This window comes from Pseudomonas sp. J452 (assembly GCF_024666525.1).
Classification (GTDB): domain Bacteria; phylum Pseudomonadota; class Gammaproteobacteria; order Pseudomonadales; family Pseudomonadaceae; genus Aquipseudomonas.
Map to the genome: position 1 here is coordinate 610,782 of NZ_CP088294.1, position 16,979 is coordinate 627,760.

The following is a 16,979-nucleotide window of genomic DNA, read 5'->3' on the forward strand; positions in this document are numbered from 1 at the left end:
GCCTTTGCTGCGAGCTAAGCATCACTCTATGGCCTCTCAATCCTGCCCCGCCTGGAGACTCTGAAGACGCCGCTAGGCGATTACTTCGGCTTCTTATAGATTGCTTAGCTTGGCAAAGCACCGAAGGGAATCTCATGGCTGACGAGTTTGATGTCCAAAGCGATCTAGGCTCTCTGTGGCATCGCTGGGACCCGCATATCCATACGCCCGGTACTGCTCTGAACGACCAATACACAGGGCCAGATCCCTGGGAGGAGTTCCTCAGTGCCATTGAAGCCTCAAGCCCGCCCATTCGTGCCCTGGGCATCACCGACTACTTCGGCATTGAGCGCTACGAGCAGGTCGTTGACCTAAAAAAACAGGGCCGGCTGCCAGGCGTTGGCCTGATTTTCCCCAACGTCGAACTGCGTCTGGGCATCGAGACGGCGAAGGCATCCGCAGTCAATATCCATCTGCTGTTCTCACCGCATGATTCGGATCATGTTGAGCGTATTAAGCGCTTCCTGCTGGAGTTCGAGTTTCCTCACCTGGGGGAGACCTATCGGTGCCATCGCGACGACCTCATCCGCCTGGGTCGCACTCACAAGGCACAGCTGACAAACGACGATGCAGCGCGATCCGAAGGTGCCAACCAATTCAAGGTAACTTTCGATCAACTTAAGCTGGCGTTGTCGAAGAACGAATGGGTCAAAAAGAACACCCTCATCGCTGTCGCGGGCGGAGAAAAAGATGGCTCATCTGGACTGCGCGACGCGACGGCCTCATTCGCAGCGCAGCGCAAGAATATCGAAGGTCTGGCGCATATCGTCTTCAGCGCGAATCCGAAGCAAATCCGGTTCTGGCTCGGCAAAGAGTCAGCCTCGGTCGAAGAGCTCGAAAGTCAGTACAACGGCTGCAAACCGTGCTTGCATGGGTCGGATGCACATTCTGCCGCCAAGGTAGGCCAACCCGATGGTGACCGCCGATGCTGGATCAAGGGCGACCTGACATTCGATTCGCTGCGCCAGATCTGCATCGAACCTGAAGAGCGGGTTTTTGTTGGTGCCGAGCCTCCGCGCGGTGCGCTGGATAGCCATGCAATCAAGTCAGTGTCCGTCACAAACGCGCCGTGGATCGCGAATGGCGCCGTAGCACTGAATGCGGGCCTAGTTGCCGTGATTGGCGCACGGGGGTCCGGCAAGACCGCACTGGCAGATTTGATCGCGGCCGGCGGCCTTGCGCTTTCCCCCCATCTGAACGAGCGATCTTTCATCCATCGGGCGAAACAACACCTCACCGACAGTGAAGCCGAGTTGCACTGGGCATCCGGAGAAAAGACCGGAAACCAGCTCACCGATACCGACATGGAAGACTATCTGGCCAGCCCGTATGTTCAGTACCTGTCGCAACAGTTTGTTGACCAGCTCTGCTCGGCGGAAGGCTTAGACGACGCTCTGGTCGCGGAGATCGAGCGAGTAATTTTCAATGCGCACCCGCTCACCGAGCGCCAGAGTGCCGACTCATTTATGGAACTGCTGAATATTCGGCTGGATTCCTCACGCCAGATGCGGGAACGCCAGCAGCAGGCGCTGACTAGGGCATCCGCCGACCTCACCGATGAGCGCGTTAGGAAGGACGGCCTCAAGACACTAGAGAAGGATCGCGACGAGAAGAAACGCGCTATTGATAAGGACAAAACTGATCGTGACGCCCTGATCCCCAAGGGCAATGAAGAACGGGCCAGACGTCATGAACAAATCTCCCTTGCGGTCGATGCGAAACGGCAGCAAGTGGATCAAGCTACACGTAAGCATCAAACCCTGCTCCACCTGCAAAACGACGTGCGTGATTTCCGGTCCAGGCAAGCGCCGGCAATCCTCGCCGACCTTAAGAGCGATCGCGAGAATGCCGGTTTAAGCGCCGCTGACTGGGATGCCTTCAAACTCGACTATGTAGGCCCAGTCGACTCGCTTCTGACCGAACACATCAAACAGGCGAGCCTTTTGATTGCTGAGCTGCAGGGTCCCGCGAATACCGATCCGGAGGTTCAGGCGAACCCTGATCCAGCAGTCGCACTTATTTCCTCGGACTCGAGCCTTGCCGATCAGTCTCTCTCCTTGCTGGAACGAGAGCTGGCTCGCATACGCGCACTGGTTGGCGTCGATGCGCAGAACGCCAAGCGCTTCACCACCTTGTCTGACAAGATCACCAGGGCAGAGGCTGCACTTAACAAAGTGCTCCAGCAGATTGAGCGCGCCCAAGGTGCCGACGAGCGCATACGAGTACTGGTCGACGCACGTCGCACGGCATATGCAGCCATCTTCGAGGCCATCGTCGAGGAAGAAAATGAGCTAGTAGATCTCTATGGGCCCATCAAGTCTCGCATTGAAGGGGCTGCCGGCTCTCTATCAAAGCTCTCGTTCTCGGTACGTCGAGTCGTCGATCTACCTGGATGGGCAGCCAAAGGTGAAAGCCTACTGGACTTACGCACCAACGGCCCCTTCAAAGGACGCGGCGAATTGTTGCGATCCGCGCGCGCCGGACTTCTATCGGCTTGGTCGACCGGTGACGCCACCCAAGCTGCCGCAGCCTTACTAGACTTCGTTAAAGCCAATGAGTCGGCGCTCAGGGCTCACATGCCTGAGAATGCTGACTTCCGCGCCTGGGCGCGCGATATCTCCGACTGGCTTTACAGCACCAATCACATCAATGTCGGATATGGCCTGCAGTATGACGGCGTCGATATCGAACAGTTGTCGCCCGGCACACGCGGCATCGTGTTGCTATTGCTGTACCTGGCCATTGATGCGGAAGACGACCGGCCGCTGATCATCGACCAGCCCGAGGAAAACCTGGACCCTCAGTCGATCTTCCAAGAGCTGGTACATCGTTTCCGTGATGCTAAAAAGCGGCGTCAGATCATCATCGTGACGCACAACGCCAACTTGGTGGTTAACACTGACGCGGATCAAGTGATCGTGGCTAAGTGCGGGTCGCATAGACCTGGCAAATTACCGCTCATTACCTACGTGAGCGGTAGCCTCGAAAACCCGCTCATTAGGCAGCACGTCTGCGAAATCCTAGAAGGTGGTGAGCGTGCTTTCAAAGAGCGCGCCAAACGACTGCGGGTTTCAATCTGAACCCGATCGCCGGAGACCTTGATGGGGCCGCCCCATCAAGCCGGTCACAGCATGACGTATGTTGGCACCACCATCTGAGTGTGCTCTTTGAGATCTAGCTGTCCGGGGCGATTCACTGAGGTCGACTGCGGCTTATCAAACCCTGGATAGCAACAGCGACTTTACCCAGAGCATCAATAACTCCGTCCATAACAAAATCTAAAGCTCTTCCATAGCCTGCATTGACAGTTGCTATATCGAAACCAAGTTGCTGCAGGGTGCTCAGGCACCGCTCCATAGCCTCGTGAGCATCAGCGATTCTGAGATCGTTATTCAAGAACAAGGGGGCCATGGCTTCATTGCGATCATTCCAGCCCTCGGGCTCGCTACCTGAAGCGAAGGTATCGCTCGCCTCCTCATGAACGTTCAGTCTTTCGATGACATTCAAAAGTGCCTGCAAAAGCTTGAGACTTCCGAGGTCTTTGACCGCCGCTCTCGGACACCCAGCATGCTCTAACAATGACTTGAGATAGCCGTTTGGAACGCGCTGCCAGACCTCATGCAAACTCTTGCAGCGAGCGAGGAACATCTGTTGTGTCATGTCCAATGGTGCCACTTGGGCAAGGCGACTGAGCGCTGGATAGGCCAACCAACCATTTGCCGCCACCTCTGTACGCTGGAAACCTGTCAGCTCTTCTGCCGACTTGTTCAGACCCACGGCTCTACCTAGTGCAGAAAGGCCGTCGCCCAACTGTAAAAGCACATCGAGCAGCCGCTGCACCTTCGCAACAACATGCTCTTCATTCAGGTCCACATGCGCTAAGTCGGCCGGATCAACCGCAAATGATCGGGCATGCACTATCTCGCGATCAGGCTTCGCTTTGTAAAGCTCACGCATCGGCACTTGGAGCAGGTTTCTCCCAACCCGCCGACAAGCTGTGAAACTCCACTGCCCTCTGTATGAAGGACTGCAATGCCACTGCCCCCAAACATAAGCAGGCACCGAGTCATAAAAAGCACTCTCCTCATATCTCTTTAGGAACCGATCATCGAGATAGACCGGATCATTCCCCACCAATGCGTTTGCTCGTGCGTGAGTCATAGGCTGGGCATGACCTGGCCATAGGATGCCCTCAGCAGTTTGCTCTGGACAGAGCTCTGGCGTTACCGCCTCAACTGAGGCCCAAAGCTGTAGTAGGAGACCTCCCTTATGCTCGCGGATGTCTAACTCGTACCAGGCGACACCTTCGGTAGGCTTGCAGCCTACATGAGACTTTCCTCCCATAACCGCTCGCACCTCGGGGACATCCGGTAGCTGGGCTGAGTAGTAAAAAACTCGCACACCCCGGGCACCGCGTAGCCAAAGATAGCGACGGAGGTACTCATTCGACATGCGCCAACTTACGGGCCTCTTCAAGTTCCAGTGATATTCACTGGACACCTCTCCCTCGGCCACACCAAATTCTGGAAGCCCTAAGTCATCAAAGACAAGACTCTGATGCTCGTTACCAACGCAGCGAGGGGTCAATCCGAGTGCCATCCAAACCTTCTCCGCGAGGTTGAAGGTGTAGAAGGAGCCATCACCCCATGACGCCACAATGTAATCGTACCCTGAGATGGAGGGCGTAAAACTCGCAGAACAGCCAAACACCTCGCCTGCGGGAACAGAGTACTCAACGACGCCACTAGCACCTTCGTCCAGGACCTCAAGCGGGACATCCTGACCGACAGGAACCACGGCCATCAGTAAATGAAGATGCTCGGCCTCCATCCCATCCGGATCACTCTCGTAGAGTGACGCTACCTCCACCATCTGCCTCGGTGACATACCTGCTGGTGCCAAGAGCTGTTTCAACCGTTCTGGCAGACAATCCAAAGGAAGTGGAAAGGCCTCTAAATAATTAATAGTCATTGCGTATCAACTAGCCCCTTCATTATCACCCGCCCCCGGTTCACCAAATCGCTCACGGTACAGTTGAGCCCCAAGCGCCATGACCTCCAGATCATTCTTCCCGACGTCCGTAGCGGATCTGACTACCAGTTTTCTCTTCATGATCGCCATCTCAAAGAGAAGCTCTGGCTGCCCATCTTTAAGAATCGCCGGTAGAAGAAGATAGGCACCCACCCTTTTAAAAGCGCCCAAGAAACGCGACAAATTGGCATCGCTGGCAGCTTCCATAGTCTGCATTCGCGAAACTATTGTGTGTGCCTTCCGGTTCGACGGCTCCTCTGTCTCAGGTGGGCTCGAGGTAATTAGGAGCCGGTAATGTGCCGGGTGCTCACGGGATATCCCCTGTATTACCGCCAGGTAGATTTCTTCATTTAGATCGGCACTTCCTATGCGCTCACGCCAGCGGGCAAAGATTTTGGTGGCCGCCCCCGCATCGGTGAACATCAGCGCCAACGCCGGCGGGGCATTGCGAGCAAAATCAGCGACGAAGACTCCTCGCCAGCCAGCCTGATCCCAAAGATGGACATCAATGACCGACCGTACCCCGAGTTGGCGGTGATCGCTCAACGAGTCGGGCGAAATCAGGGTTTCCTCATCGACCTCGGCGGTTTCATCGCTACGCACCGTTAGGGGGACACGTTTAATCACAGGCCGTGTGGGCTCAAGAGCAAACTCTGTATTCGCCATGTCAGACCACGCAGTGATCGTGGAAAAGGAGTGATTGAATAGACGCTGTCGGCTGTTGCCGACCGTCACGATCATGGCAATCCGATCCAGCACTGCTTCGCTCTCGAACAGCTGATCAAGGGTGGTCTCTAGGTCAGGAACATGGCAGGTCGCGGCAAAGATGGTGGCCGCCAGATGGATCAGCGTCTGCTGAACTTCTTGTGTTCGAGCGTGCGAGCTCGCCGCCAGCCCGCTAGGCCACGTCACCGTAGCAGTCATGTCCTCTTCATTCACACTGAATCCAGGTGCCGCATTCTGGCCGGTCTCCTGAACGGTAATTCTGAAACACTCGGTGTGAGCAGCGACTCTGAGTTGGAGAGCAGTGGCAAAAAGAGCCTCAATAGTGCCTAAGATGGCCTCTGCCAAGGGAATTGATGTCTCAGTGCATGGATGTTGAATCGAAACCAGCATGCCCTGCACCCGTGAGACGAGATATTGCGATGTTCCCTCATTGAAAATCACGGGGTAATCGGTATTGCTGCCAGCTGGCTGACTGGCAATCTGGGAGAAAAGCTCAGCAACCTGCTCGAACGTCTCCTGCTCAGGGATGGTCCCTTCCTCTCGCAGCTTCGCCTCGTGGCCAAGAACATAGAGCAGAGCATTTCGGCTATGCATCAAACCCAACCGTTCCAGCACCTCAGGTAGTTGAGTGACTCGCCGGAGATTATTCTCATTTAAGTTCACAAGTTGGCAGGTGAGGATCAGATCCAACTCTCCCAGGCGTTTCCTGACTCGCTCCTGGGATTGATCATCGAGCGGTAGCCCGTTCGCACAGCCATGTACCAGCCGGACCGCCTCCAGCAGGTCGGGTAGATGACGGAGCTCGACAGTAATCCAGACTAGGATCATTAATGTCGGAACAATCGATGCGGGAAGGTCATGGTCTTCGTCAGCAGCAATAAACATCGATGCAATCGCAAAAATGCAACTGGCGCGTGCTGCCCATAGAAGCCCCGCACTACGATATGCCAAGGCGAGAAGCTGTGATGCTTCAATCAGAGCTTCGGAGTACTCCTTCTTAGTCAATTGTCGGACTGCCTTGCCTAGCAGCCGAATCATCTCGAAGTTGTCCTTGAAGTCGAGCTGCCTTGCCCGCTTCAGAAGTACCAGAGCTCCCTGCGCCTCGCCCGTACGCTCGGTCACGAACGCAGCCATTTCATCAACCAGCGCAGCGTAGCCAGGGTCATTGGCTGCGGCGTTGCCGAAAACCTCGATCAAGTTTGTTAACCGCTCCGCGGAAAACTCGCCTAGACCTCGCGCCTGCCGAAGCACTTCTGAGAACTGCGGCCAGAGCTCAACTAGTAGTTGCTGGTCATCAGCCAATGCGGCTCGATTAACGTCAAGGACAAGCATTGATGTCCTTGCTTCCAAAGCGTGATTCGGCCGCTCTAGCTCGGCCGCCATCAAGGTCAATTTTTCGCGTAGACGACGAACACGCTCATCGAGCTGAGCCTCCTCAGCTGTCAGGTGCTGATGAATTACTGAGTTGAAAAGCAACTGGGCCAAATTGCAAAGCAGCTCAAGGTTCTTGGCATGGCCGGTATCCAGAACCAACTGCTCGAATGCCTCGTACCCCTCATTCATCAAAGCTATATCATCGAACCACCAAAAGGCCGTCCAGAGTTTTTCGTAGTGGGCCTCAAGCTTCTGACGGTGATTGCCGTAGCGTGCAGCCAAGCGGATGGCTCTTTCAAACCGACCATCTGTTTCTGTCCGAGGACGCTCCAGGTTACGGGACAGCTTGGCAGCTACAAGCGCTTCCGTCGCTCGTTGCATTTCCATTCCCTTGAACTCACCGGGACGTGCGAGCGACTGCTCAAGCTCTTCTAATTGTTGGTTACGCGAGTAGTCGGACGGCCCCAGACGGCGACTGTCGGCCACCTCTTGCCCGACATGCAGGTAGTGGTAGGCCAAGTCTCTATGGTCATGATCAATGACCTTATCAACGATCCAACTGCGGTCCAGGATCGTAACGATGACTCCGTACAGTTTTGAGAGCTCATCCTCCAATTGCGCGCGTTTTTTGGCGGGTGCAAATTGTGCCGTAACGCAGATAATTTTCTTGTATCCGCGCTGAGTTGCAACAATTCCAGCGACATCACTGCGTACCTTTTCCGCCCATTTCTTTTTCGCGCTGAACGCGAAGGCCCAGCGTTCCTGGCCGGCCGCAATATTGCCAATGTAAGTATGCTCGGCGAGCTCCTCGGCAACAGGATAGGTCTCTGCATCCGCCTTGCTATCACCTCCTCCTTCAGGCCCCGTGGATGGCTTGAGGTTGGGACAGATCATCCGTTCGCACAGTTTTCGACAAAATATCTCGAAGTCATGCATCTCATTGCGCGAGGTGATGCTTTCCAGACAGTACTCAAGCATTTTGGCGTCCAACAGGTAGGACACTCGATCAGCACTATCGGAGTAAAACTCCGGACGCAGCTGCCGCATAAAGTGCGAAGGCGATAATCTTGAATCTTGCTCCATAGCCATTGCCAGCCCCTAACCGTCCAGAGTCATATCATTCAAACTGAAGCCTAACTTCCTCGATAACAGCGTGAGCCGCCGCAACAAAAACGTCCATATCTATCTCGCGAGATTGATGATAGTGCGCCCGCCGCATACTTCTTATCCCAAAATCCATTTCCGCCTGCTGCCAGTAGCCATCCTTTGAGTGCTCAAAAATCACAGAACCCACAGCATATTTTCCAGCTTCACCATCGAGATTCACATGATGAAATATATTGCTAAAATCAACCAACTTTTCATCTTTAGTTGCAATCCATGAGTCTTGTTTTACACCATCAAGACCGTGCTCATCCATAGAGTTTGCCGCTTGAAGAAGCAATAAATCACTTGCCCCATTAAAGGCGATTGCCAACACCTCAGAAGGACTACGAGGAGATTTATTATCACGCGTTTTCAAAAAATTACCCCTAATTCTCCTTCTAATATCAATAACTTCCCTACAATCAGCGGGAGGCTCAGCAAAACAGTACTTTGCAATTTCAATCTCCGCCGCACTTAAAATATCAACCTTGCTCTCCAAGCAATCTAGATACGCCTTGAATTTATCAATAGGTTTACCATGGTTCTTTTTATCAACCAGATTCAAATATGCAATACACGTGAACGGCACCGCCATAACTGCTTGCGATTCGGGAGAAAGATCCTCAAAACCATAACCATCACTAGCTGCCTTGAAAATGGTTCGCGTGCTATTCGGGGTATCAACAAACCCAGGCAGATGTGCAGACAAAAAGGACTCGTAGTACTCTCTCGACCTATTAGCCGCCTCAGGCGGCATTTCCTTTAGCGCTAACCCGGGAGAAATACAAATACTCTTGGGCGGGCATCTCTGCAACAAACTAATCAAATTATGCAAGCCTTGAGCTTTTACAGACGACCATTTATTTCCATTTTTTACTACCTTCTCCATGCTTATAAGAATATTGGTATCCAAAGACAATGAAGTTTCAATTCCTCTTGCGTGATTTCGCGCCACCACAACTGGATCTAGCCTCTCCTCGCCACCTAAACTTCTACTTGGCTTAATAAACAGAGTTCTTTTTTCCATATACCCTACTTAAATTCTGAATTTCGAAAAGTGGCGGTGATTGAAGGTACTGCAGCTGGAGAGGCGGGTACCAAGCCATACCTCGAGGGAGGCCACCGCATGCTGTATGGCCAACAGGTGCCGCCAACAAATACTGTACGCACATACAGCAAAAAGCAACTACCCCCATTTTCAATCACTGCCAAAACACTCCCACATCCGAACTCCATAGCCGAGTGACGAGACGAGACTTGAATGAGCAGAGAGCAAGCTCGTATGATTGATGCAGGCTGGATCGGAGCCTGCTGCCCACCTAGGCAAACCCGAATGGGACGATTCTCTTCTTACTTAATGCGTTTGGGATTCCCTGTGCGGATCTCGGCAGTGGGCACCGGCACTCCGCGAACAGAGGAGCCTTTACATGCAACGCATTTACTTGATCCCGCAAGAAGCCATCTCTCGCCTTAAGCAACGTGCTCGCCGCATGAAGCGAGAAAAAGATATCCCGCATCACGAAGCTCTTGAGATCACAGCCAAGGCCGCTGGATTTGATAACTGGCATCAGGTCGCAGAAGCTGCGGAGAAGTGCAAGCCGATTGAGGATGCATACCACCGAGGATTTCTGCTGGCTTTCGACCCATCAGAAGTGCTTGACACAGAGGATGAAGACTCGCCTCTCAAGTGGGAGCCTTATGCTTTCAACCTTCTGCAAGATCGACTGTTTGAAAACTATGCCAGTCAGCTTGACGAAGAAGATCCTGATGAAAGACCTATTTCGGAGACGCTAGATCCGAGTGATCTCCAAGAGTACTTCAGCGATGACTGGGGCAGCATGTACTTCTTCCGACTGAAGCGCTCCAACCAAGTGACCACAATCGAGCAACTCTTGTCGCTCGTGAGCAAGAACTCGTTTTGGCCTCCACGCTTCGTCTTCTCCAAGGGAAAACTGGTGGATACCTATAGGCAACCAGCGCTGAACGCCAACGGTGAAGTTGTGGGCATTCGCTTCTAACGGCAAACAGCCTTAAGTCTGGCCGTGTAGACGCCTACGCAAAACAGCTGCCTGGGTTTAATCATTGATTTGAGAACAAAAGCTAGGCTGGCAATAATTCTTCACGCAAGATTAAAAGCTCCCGCGGCGCGTCGATGCCGATACGAGCGGTTCGGTCGCTGAGCTCTACGACATCAATGTAAATGCCGCCGGACCTTAGATCATCCAACAGCGCCGCCTCGTCGGCACCCTCCTTAATGCTTAAGCAAAGCCGTTCTCCTTGATGACGCGCGAGCACGAGATAACCCATTGTGTTGCCCTCCTTGGATAATGGTTCAAGGAGGTTAGCGCGTTGCGAGAAAAGCGCCATCGGGCCTATGGATTGCACTTCTCATGCTTGTGTTTCATGCATCGGATACCGACAGGTAAAATGACTTGTTCGGAACGGGCAGCAGGCCCATGTTCTCGGTCGCTGAAGTAGTCGCCCACTGCCTCTCCTTGCTGGAATGGCAAGATCAGTCTTGATGCAATGACGCTTGCCGGCGCTCTTCTTTCTTGACCTCCTCCTGAAACGCCTCATCCAACAAGCTAGGGCGCTTCCTCCAGGGCTTGCGGTCGGGCTCAGGCTGCGCCGCATAGGTCACGACTTCCCCGCCGTAAACCGCCTCAAACCGTTGCTTCTGGCGCTCAAGCTCAGCGCGCAGTTCGTCTTTCGTCATGCTCTGCCCTGAAGATTCGGATGATCTGAGATTGCCACACCTTCCGGCCGCCCAGCTTAGGGACCAAGTGGCGATTCACAACTTGGCTGCTTCCTACGGTGAAGGCAATCCAAGACGTGCGGTGCTGATTGGCGACCCTAGCTGAGGAGTGGAGAGAGAAAGTGACGAACGAACACGCCTGTACTTGGCTTCCGGGTAAAATCCATCGTTCCTAAAAGAGCAATCATGGCCTCGGAGGCAGGGAGGCACCGAACCATTAATCGACGATTATTTCCTCTTAGATCATTCACAAACCATTGAACTACTTGACTCGCATAGCCCCGTCTCCGATATTCAGGAGCTATTATCAGCATATGAAGCTCCATTTCCGCAGGTTCTGGACATGCTCGTAAAATAACAAACCCCACAGATTCACGACCAACAACGAGCATCTGCAAAATCACACCCACTTGCTGCCTTGCTCTATAAGAGTCGACCGATAGGCGTAACTGCTGCATGTATGAGTCGACCGCCGTGGGAGTGTCCAGGCCTGTAAAGTGACCGTTACGCGCCTCCGTCATAAGCAGTGCTCGCACAGTCGATAAATCCACATCCGAAGCCTCGCACAATTGCAACTCCGTCTTCCTGCGCCTAAATAAACTAAAAATAGCCCACATACTTTCTTTCCTACTCGCCAAAATTAATCGTCTGACAGATATAAATCAACGAGATAGTGATAGAAGTGAATGCCACACCCCTGAATACTTCTTACTTCGTGATAGCAACTCAAATGCGATTCACGAATCAAGTCATTCGCTGCATGACCTTTGCACCTTGTATCAAACCCTTCATAGTCGATACTATTAATATGCAACTGATAGTCCATACATAGCTTATTAAAATCCGGACTAGCCACATAAACCACAACAATTATCGGGCTCGCACCAACCGAATTGTATCCCGCTACTTTATTTAGGTGCTCATTAATAACTGTTGTATTGAGCCCCTGAACTCGAAAGGCCTCAAGAAGCGAAACACGATTTGAATCACCGTCAAAAATCCAACCATCCCCTTCCCCTACACCTTTCCCTGAGGCGGACTTACCCGCCCTGGACTGATCAGCAACAGTCCACTTTAAATAATTCAAGCGATGCCTAAGAATTGAAACAAGCCAATCGTTGATCATGTCCTCATCATCAAGCGGGATAGTTTTTCCACCACCTACTTTTTTACGCTGCAAATTACTCTTGCGACTCAATAGCTCGCGCACCGCCAATTCTGTATTTTTGGAGATAAATTTCTCAACAGTGCAATCATTTCCAGCTATTACACGACATTGCTGCCGAGCATCCATTGACCCTATTTGCCTCCAAACAATACCCGCTTGATCGTGTGAAGATCTTGCGAACAACTCGAGAGTATACGGAGATCCACTTATCTTAATGAAGTTCTCATTATTCAGTGCATCCTCTAGTTCTTCGAGTCTCTTAGACTCCGAGGCAGGACACTCCCCATGATGCTCTTTAACTGCGGCCAAGTGTGCCAATGCATCCTCTATACGACCAGTTGCTCGTAGGTGCTCGCACCAAAGCGGAGCCAACTCAAAGGAGTTACGCTGGTGTGAAGATGCCCCTTTCCAGAACTGCTCAAACGTATCCGGATCATTAGCACGCTTTAGGAGAGAAAGCACCTCATACACATCAGGCATCCCAAGTTCCACGTGCCCAAGATCTTGGTAAACCTCCAGCCAACTAGCATACAAACGCCTATAATGTGACGGGCTGACCTGCTCGCTTGACGCATCAGACAAAGCCATATGCGCCTTTATTACTCCGGTAGCATATTGGATCTGCTTCTTCTCTTTCAGCAATAACTCAAAAAATGCTAATGCCTTATTAGCATCCACCTGAAGATAAGCCAGTGCCAACAAGTATCTTTTGAATCGCCCCATTTCATTGGCATACGTTGCATCATCCCCTTTAACTTGATACGCCTTCAATGCTTCAACTCGCTCCTCCACTGAGTTATAACTGGACTCAAAAATATCCTTTAGCTCAATCTGCGTTTCTAAGGAATCGAATTCTTTCTGGAATGACTTATGTGCATTCTCTCTTCCAAGCTTCAATAGCCTAGCCACCAATCCTGAAAGACCAATATTGGCAGCCATAGCAATCATCTTTGAAATTTCTGGAGCAGAATATATTTTCTCCTCAGACAGATCCCTAGCATCGATCACTTCTTGAATTTGAGACTTCCTCGATAACGAGTTGGTTCCAACGTACATTTTGAGCAAGCAACTCAGCGGCGCTTCATTTTTTGAAATATTTACAAGCCGCTTAAACTCATCATCTCCAAAAATATTTGCCTTCTCACACAAGTCCTTCCAAAGCCGAATCCTGCTATACGAGGACTCATCAACAAGATTCTCAAATACACCTGAGAGTCGATCAGCGCCAAATCCATACGAAGCAGTAAGTGATAATATCGCTTCAACCAAGTCAACTTTGACCTTTGAATGCAACTCACTGGCATACAAACTCAAGAGAAGCCTAATATGGGTACGCACAGCAGACAGGAAACCACTGCGAAGATTCGAATCTTTAGGAATTTCCTTTATTTCAAAATCATCAAATGCGAATATAAGCTTGCGCCTTGAAGAGGCTTTCGCGTGCTTAACAAGAAACTCCCAGCCCAACTCTTCGAATGCCTCTGGGTCGTCGCTCGAATTGCACCTAAAGCTCACCCTATATCGTAAAACATCTAAATAGCATTCGATTAAATATTCGACAACCCTTTCTATCTCTGCCTTGCTACCCTCGCCGCCTATTGACGACTGCTTAGAATCCAACACATCTAAGCACCAAAATAACAGCACCCACTGACCGAGAGGAATTTCTCCATCTTCATATCGCTTACCGCGCGGGCTAGCCATAAACAGATTTGCCATATGATGACACTCATGCCTGATTAGGCTAACCTCACCAACAGTATTTACAGAAAAATATCTTATGCTTTCAACAGCCAACTTCAGCTGAGGAATTAATGTTTCCCGAATAGACGTCGATTTTGAGGAAAAGCCCAGCTCCCTGTCTGAGATCCAAACTATAAGCTCACCAATGTTCTGCAGCACATCGACTACATTTCCCTCATGCACATTACGATAATGAGAGCCTACGTAGATCTCTAATGCCTGTGTCCAAGCTAAATTCCACCATAGTCGCTCATAATCCACCTGTTCAGATAATCCCCGCCCTGACCGCTGCAGTTCATTTGATATTCTGACAAGCCCTAAATGATTAGTGCTTAAGTTTGAAAGCAAATAACAGAGATACTTTGGCGCAGATATTCCACTTACCAGAACACCCAGCAACCGCGGCGACTTATTTGACAGTTCAAATAGCCTCCTCGTAATTGGGAAACTGCTATTCACGTTATATAAATTTCGTTCACCACTTACTATAGCCCATACAATATTATGCACCATTCCGTAGTGACCACTATGCCTTTCAGCTTCCATCCACCATTGATAAGCCTCAAGCAATCCTTCGCGCGGCTTTTTAAGCAATCGAGCAATTACACCTGCCAATGGCTCTAAATCAAGCTGCTCGTAGTACTGCGGCGGACTATCGTTCCTGCCATCTGAGCCGAATGCCACCACCCTGCCCATCTCGACAATTGATCCAATCCGATTGACGTCTAATGCGATATCAGCAGCAATTTTATCCCAACTTTCGAACAGCGAATCATCAGCCTCTACATATTTATATGCCGCCTCCAGAAACTCATCGCGCTCATCATTCCCCGAGAATTCCATATCAAATACATATGACACATCTGAAGCCATGACTATTTTGGAAAGCCATACTTTAAAGACCTCCAACCCAGGCTTACTCTCCGCCTTCAATATTCGCCACAAGTTCAGCGCCACACCAGGAATGTCTTGCCTCTCCAGTGAAATCTTGTAGCCCCCTTCAATGGGAGCCAGGCTAGTACTGGCCTGCATAAATGTAGATACTGATACATCTGAGCTCTGCAACCTCAAGTGCGGCGCCACGCAACCTATTCCATATCTAATCTCATACAGAGTTCGTAACGCATCCAACTGCCCCTTTAATTTCTCCGGCATATCTGGAGATGACTCTACGTGACGAATAATTTCAAGCCTATCGTTTCGAAATTTAATTACTCGTGCACTCTCCAGCTCTTGCATAGATACCCTGGCACGAACAGAGAGCAATCCTCCATCGCCTACAGGCCAAGGCTCTCCATCCTCCAAAATACATCTGACCATCTCTCTACTGAGCTCAGCTGGATATACTTTCGCGCGACTTATCAGCGCTGCAATTTCACGATGCGTATAACATTGCTTGAAACTTTCATTTTTATGTAGCTCCCGGTATAGGCTTAATTTTTTTTCCAAATCTTCAATAAGACTATACTGAGTCATAGCTGAAACCCTGATCGCTGAAGTCTTTCGGTAAGGATGATGTTTTGGCTGTTGCTGTGGCCGATGCTTACTTTTCGCTAAGTACCTGCATTCACGCATGAAACCGGCTGTTCCCACGGATGGCAAGCTACTTGTGGCAGCTCGATGCCACCCTGCCGTCGAATGCAGGTCTATTTTGATTGGATCTCGGCTTCCCCGGACGGGGTTTGGCAAGAACCGAGTTCATTACTAGCTGCAGGCTAAGTCGATAACCTCGCGCCCCACCTTACAGGTGCTAGCTGATAGCCAAACCCAGCCCCCAAATTGGCCATGTCTCCTATGAGGCGGCGCACGGGCTATTCAATGGATTGATGGGTTGCACGGTGGCGGGTGGACTCCTGATCTGGCGCTATGCGCCAACCCCGGATTAAGGCAGTTAAGGTTGGCCAGAATGAACTAGAAATTTCGGCAAGAAACCCCGAATCTATTGGCCTGCACGCCAGATTTGCGGACGCCTATATCTAGATGGTCCATTCAAGGTAAGCAAATCTGCAGCCTCATCCACTACCTGGAGCGTTACGAGATGGCTGCATTCATTAGCTTGGTAGAGAAAGCACTAACTACCGATCCTCTAACTTTGGCGCTTTGCTGCATCTTGGTACTCAGCTGCGGACTCGCAGCAGTTGCCTGGAGATCTAAATGAGCGATCGGAGCCAATGGGCAAAGCTCCCTATCCGCTGGGTGCATAAAGGTGGTCTAGGCAGGTTCACTGGTCGCGCCATAAGGAAGGTGCCGGTAGCCATGCCTTTCATGCCGCACGGACTCGAGGTCGAGCGCGAGGTCGATGTTGAGGCCCTGCGCAACGAATGCATCGCAGCACTACGGCTGTATCTGGTGCTGTGCTGCAGGGCCGACTTTGGGACAGGGGTCGCCCATGTCACGTACCCACAGCTGACATGCCTCGCCAAAATGTCTAGGGCGGTGATAGCGAGGTCATTCAGCAGGCTTGAGCAAGAGGGCTTGATAGAGCGCCAAGCACAGGCCACAAAGAGCGGCACGTCCGTAAGGATTGTTGGTTGGAATGACGAGTACGCCTGGGGAAAGATCCCGAAGCTTCATCTCCATGACGGTGGCAGCGATCGGATGCTATTACTGGCTGAATTCAACTACTGCAAATCCAGCCTAGATGCGCTGAAGGTCTTAATCGCCATACTTTCCCACCGCGATAAGTCTCGGGCAGGCATTGCGCGGTTGAGTTACGACGCGCTATCCAAAATAACTGGTGTGCCCCGATATCGGGTCGCGGACGCGATCACCAAGCTGTATGACATGAACCTCATCTCCTTCAGGCAGGGTGATTTTCGAGATATGGATCCGATGGACAGGACAAATCGCTACTTGGTCAGAGGATTGGGAAGCTATTGGCCGGAGGAAGACGCGGAACAAGCTGATCTTGCTGTCGGAGCTCCAGCTGCCCCCCAAAAGCCAAGTAAGAAGGAGTTGAAAGCCGCTGTCGACTTCGTGAAAGCCGGTGGTTAGCTG

10 protein-coding genes are annotated in these 16,979 nt (G+C 51.5%); 3 read left to right on the forward strand and 7 right to left on the reverse strand.

What is annotated here, in order from left to right:
- The first annotated feature begins 134 nt into the window (after nucleotides 1–134).
- Entirely contained in the window at nucleotides 135–3,119 is a 2,985-nt protein-coding gene (locus LRS11_RS02855; protein ID WP_260495420.1) for a TrlF family AAA-like ATPase, read from the forward strand.
- 112 nt (nucleotides 3,120–3,231) lie between these two features.
- Here the strand turns inward: LRS11_RS02855 and LRS11_RS02860 are convergent, their stop codons facing one another.
- From LRS11_RS02860 to LRS11_RS02870, 3 genes are all read right to left on the reverse strand, one after another.
- Nucleotides 3,232–5,010 carry a hypothetical protein gene (locus LRS11_RS02860; RefSeq protein WP_260495421.1) on the reverse strand — a complete coding sequence of 593 codons (1,779 nt, stop codon included), beginning with the start codon at nucleotides 5,008–5,010 and terminating at the stop codon, nucleotides 3,232–3,234.
- Nucleotides 5,011–5,016: 6 nt separating this feature from the next.
- Nucleotides 5,017–8,172, reverse strand: a complete 3,156-nt coding sequence (locus LRS11_RS02865) for a tetratricopeptide repeat protein (RefSeq protein WP_260495422.1) — start codon at nucleotides 8,170–8,172, stop codon at nucleotides 5,017–5,019.
- 115 nt (nucleotides 8,173–8,287) lie between these two features.
- Nucleotides 8,288–9,343, reverse strand: a complete 1,056-nt coding sequence (locus LRS11_RS02870) for a hypothetical protein (protein ID WP_260495423.1) — start codon at nucleotides 9,341–9,343, stop codon at nucleotides 8,288–8,290.
- Nucleotides 9,344–9,743: 400 nt separating this feature from the next.
- On the opposite strand from LRS11_RS02870, the gene LRS11_RS02875 reads away from it, so the two are divergent.
- Nucleotides 9,744–10,334 (forward strand): hypothetical protein, encoded by a 591-nt coding sequence (locus LRS11_RS02875; RefSeq protein WP_260495424.1) that lies wholly within the window; start codon nucleotides 9,744–9,746, stop codon nucleotides 10,332–10,334.
- 82 nt (nucleotides 10,335–10,416) lie between these two features.
- On the opposite strand, the gene LRS11_RS02880 is transcribed toward LRS11_RS02875, so the two are convergent.
- From LRS11_RS02880 to LRS11_RS02890, 4 genes are all read right to left on the reverse strand, one after another.
- Entirely contained in the window at nucleotides 10,417–10,623 is a 207-nt protein-coding gene (locus LRS11_RS02880) for a carbon storage regulator (protein ID WP_176443234.1), read from the reverse strand.
- Nucleotides 10,624–10,828: 205 nt separating this feature from the next.
- Entirely contained in the window at nucleotides 10,829–11,032 is a 204-nt protein-coding gene (locus LRS11_RS02885) for a hypothetical protein (RefSeq protein WP_089361190.1), read from the reverse strand.
- 137 nt (nucleotides 11,033–11,169) lie between these two features.
- Complete coding sequence (locus LRS11_RS22400; protein ID WP_409519773.1) at nucleotides 11,170–11,688, reverse strand: GNAT family N-acetyltransferase; 519 nt, start codon at nucleotides 11,686–11,688, stop codon at nucleotides 11,170–11,172.
- Between the two features lie 23 nt (nucleotides 11,689–11,711).
- Nucleotides 11,712–15,458, reverse strand: a complete 3,747-nt coding sequence (locus tag LRS11_RS02890; protein WP_260495425.1) for a hypothetical protein — start codon at nucleotides 15,456–15,458, stop codon at nucleotides 11,712–11,714.
- Between the two features lie 678 nt (nucleotides 15,459–16,136).
- On the opposite strand from LRS11_RS02890, the gene LRS11_RS02895 reads away from it, so the two are divergent.
- Complete coding sequence (locus tag LRS11_RS02895) at nucleotides 16,137–16,976, forward strand: hypothetical protein (RefSeq protein WP_089361193.1); 840 nt, start codon at nucleotides 16,137–16,139, stop codon at nucleotides 16,974–16,976.
- The last annotated feature ends 3 nt before the right edge of the window (nucleotides 16,977–16,979 follow it).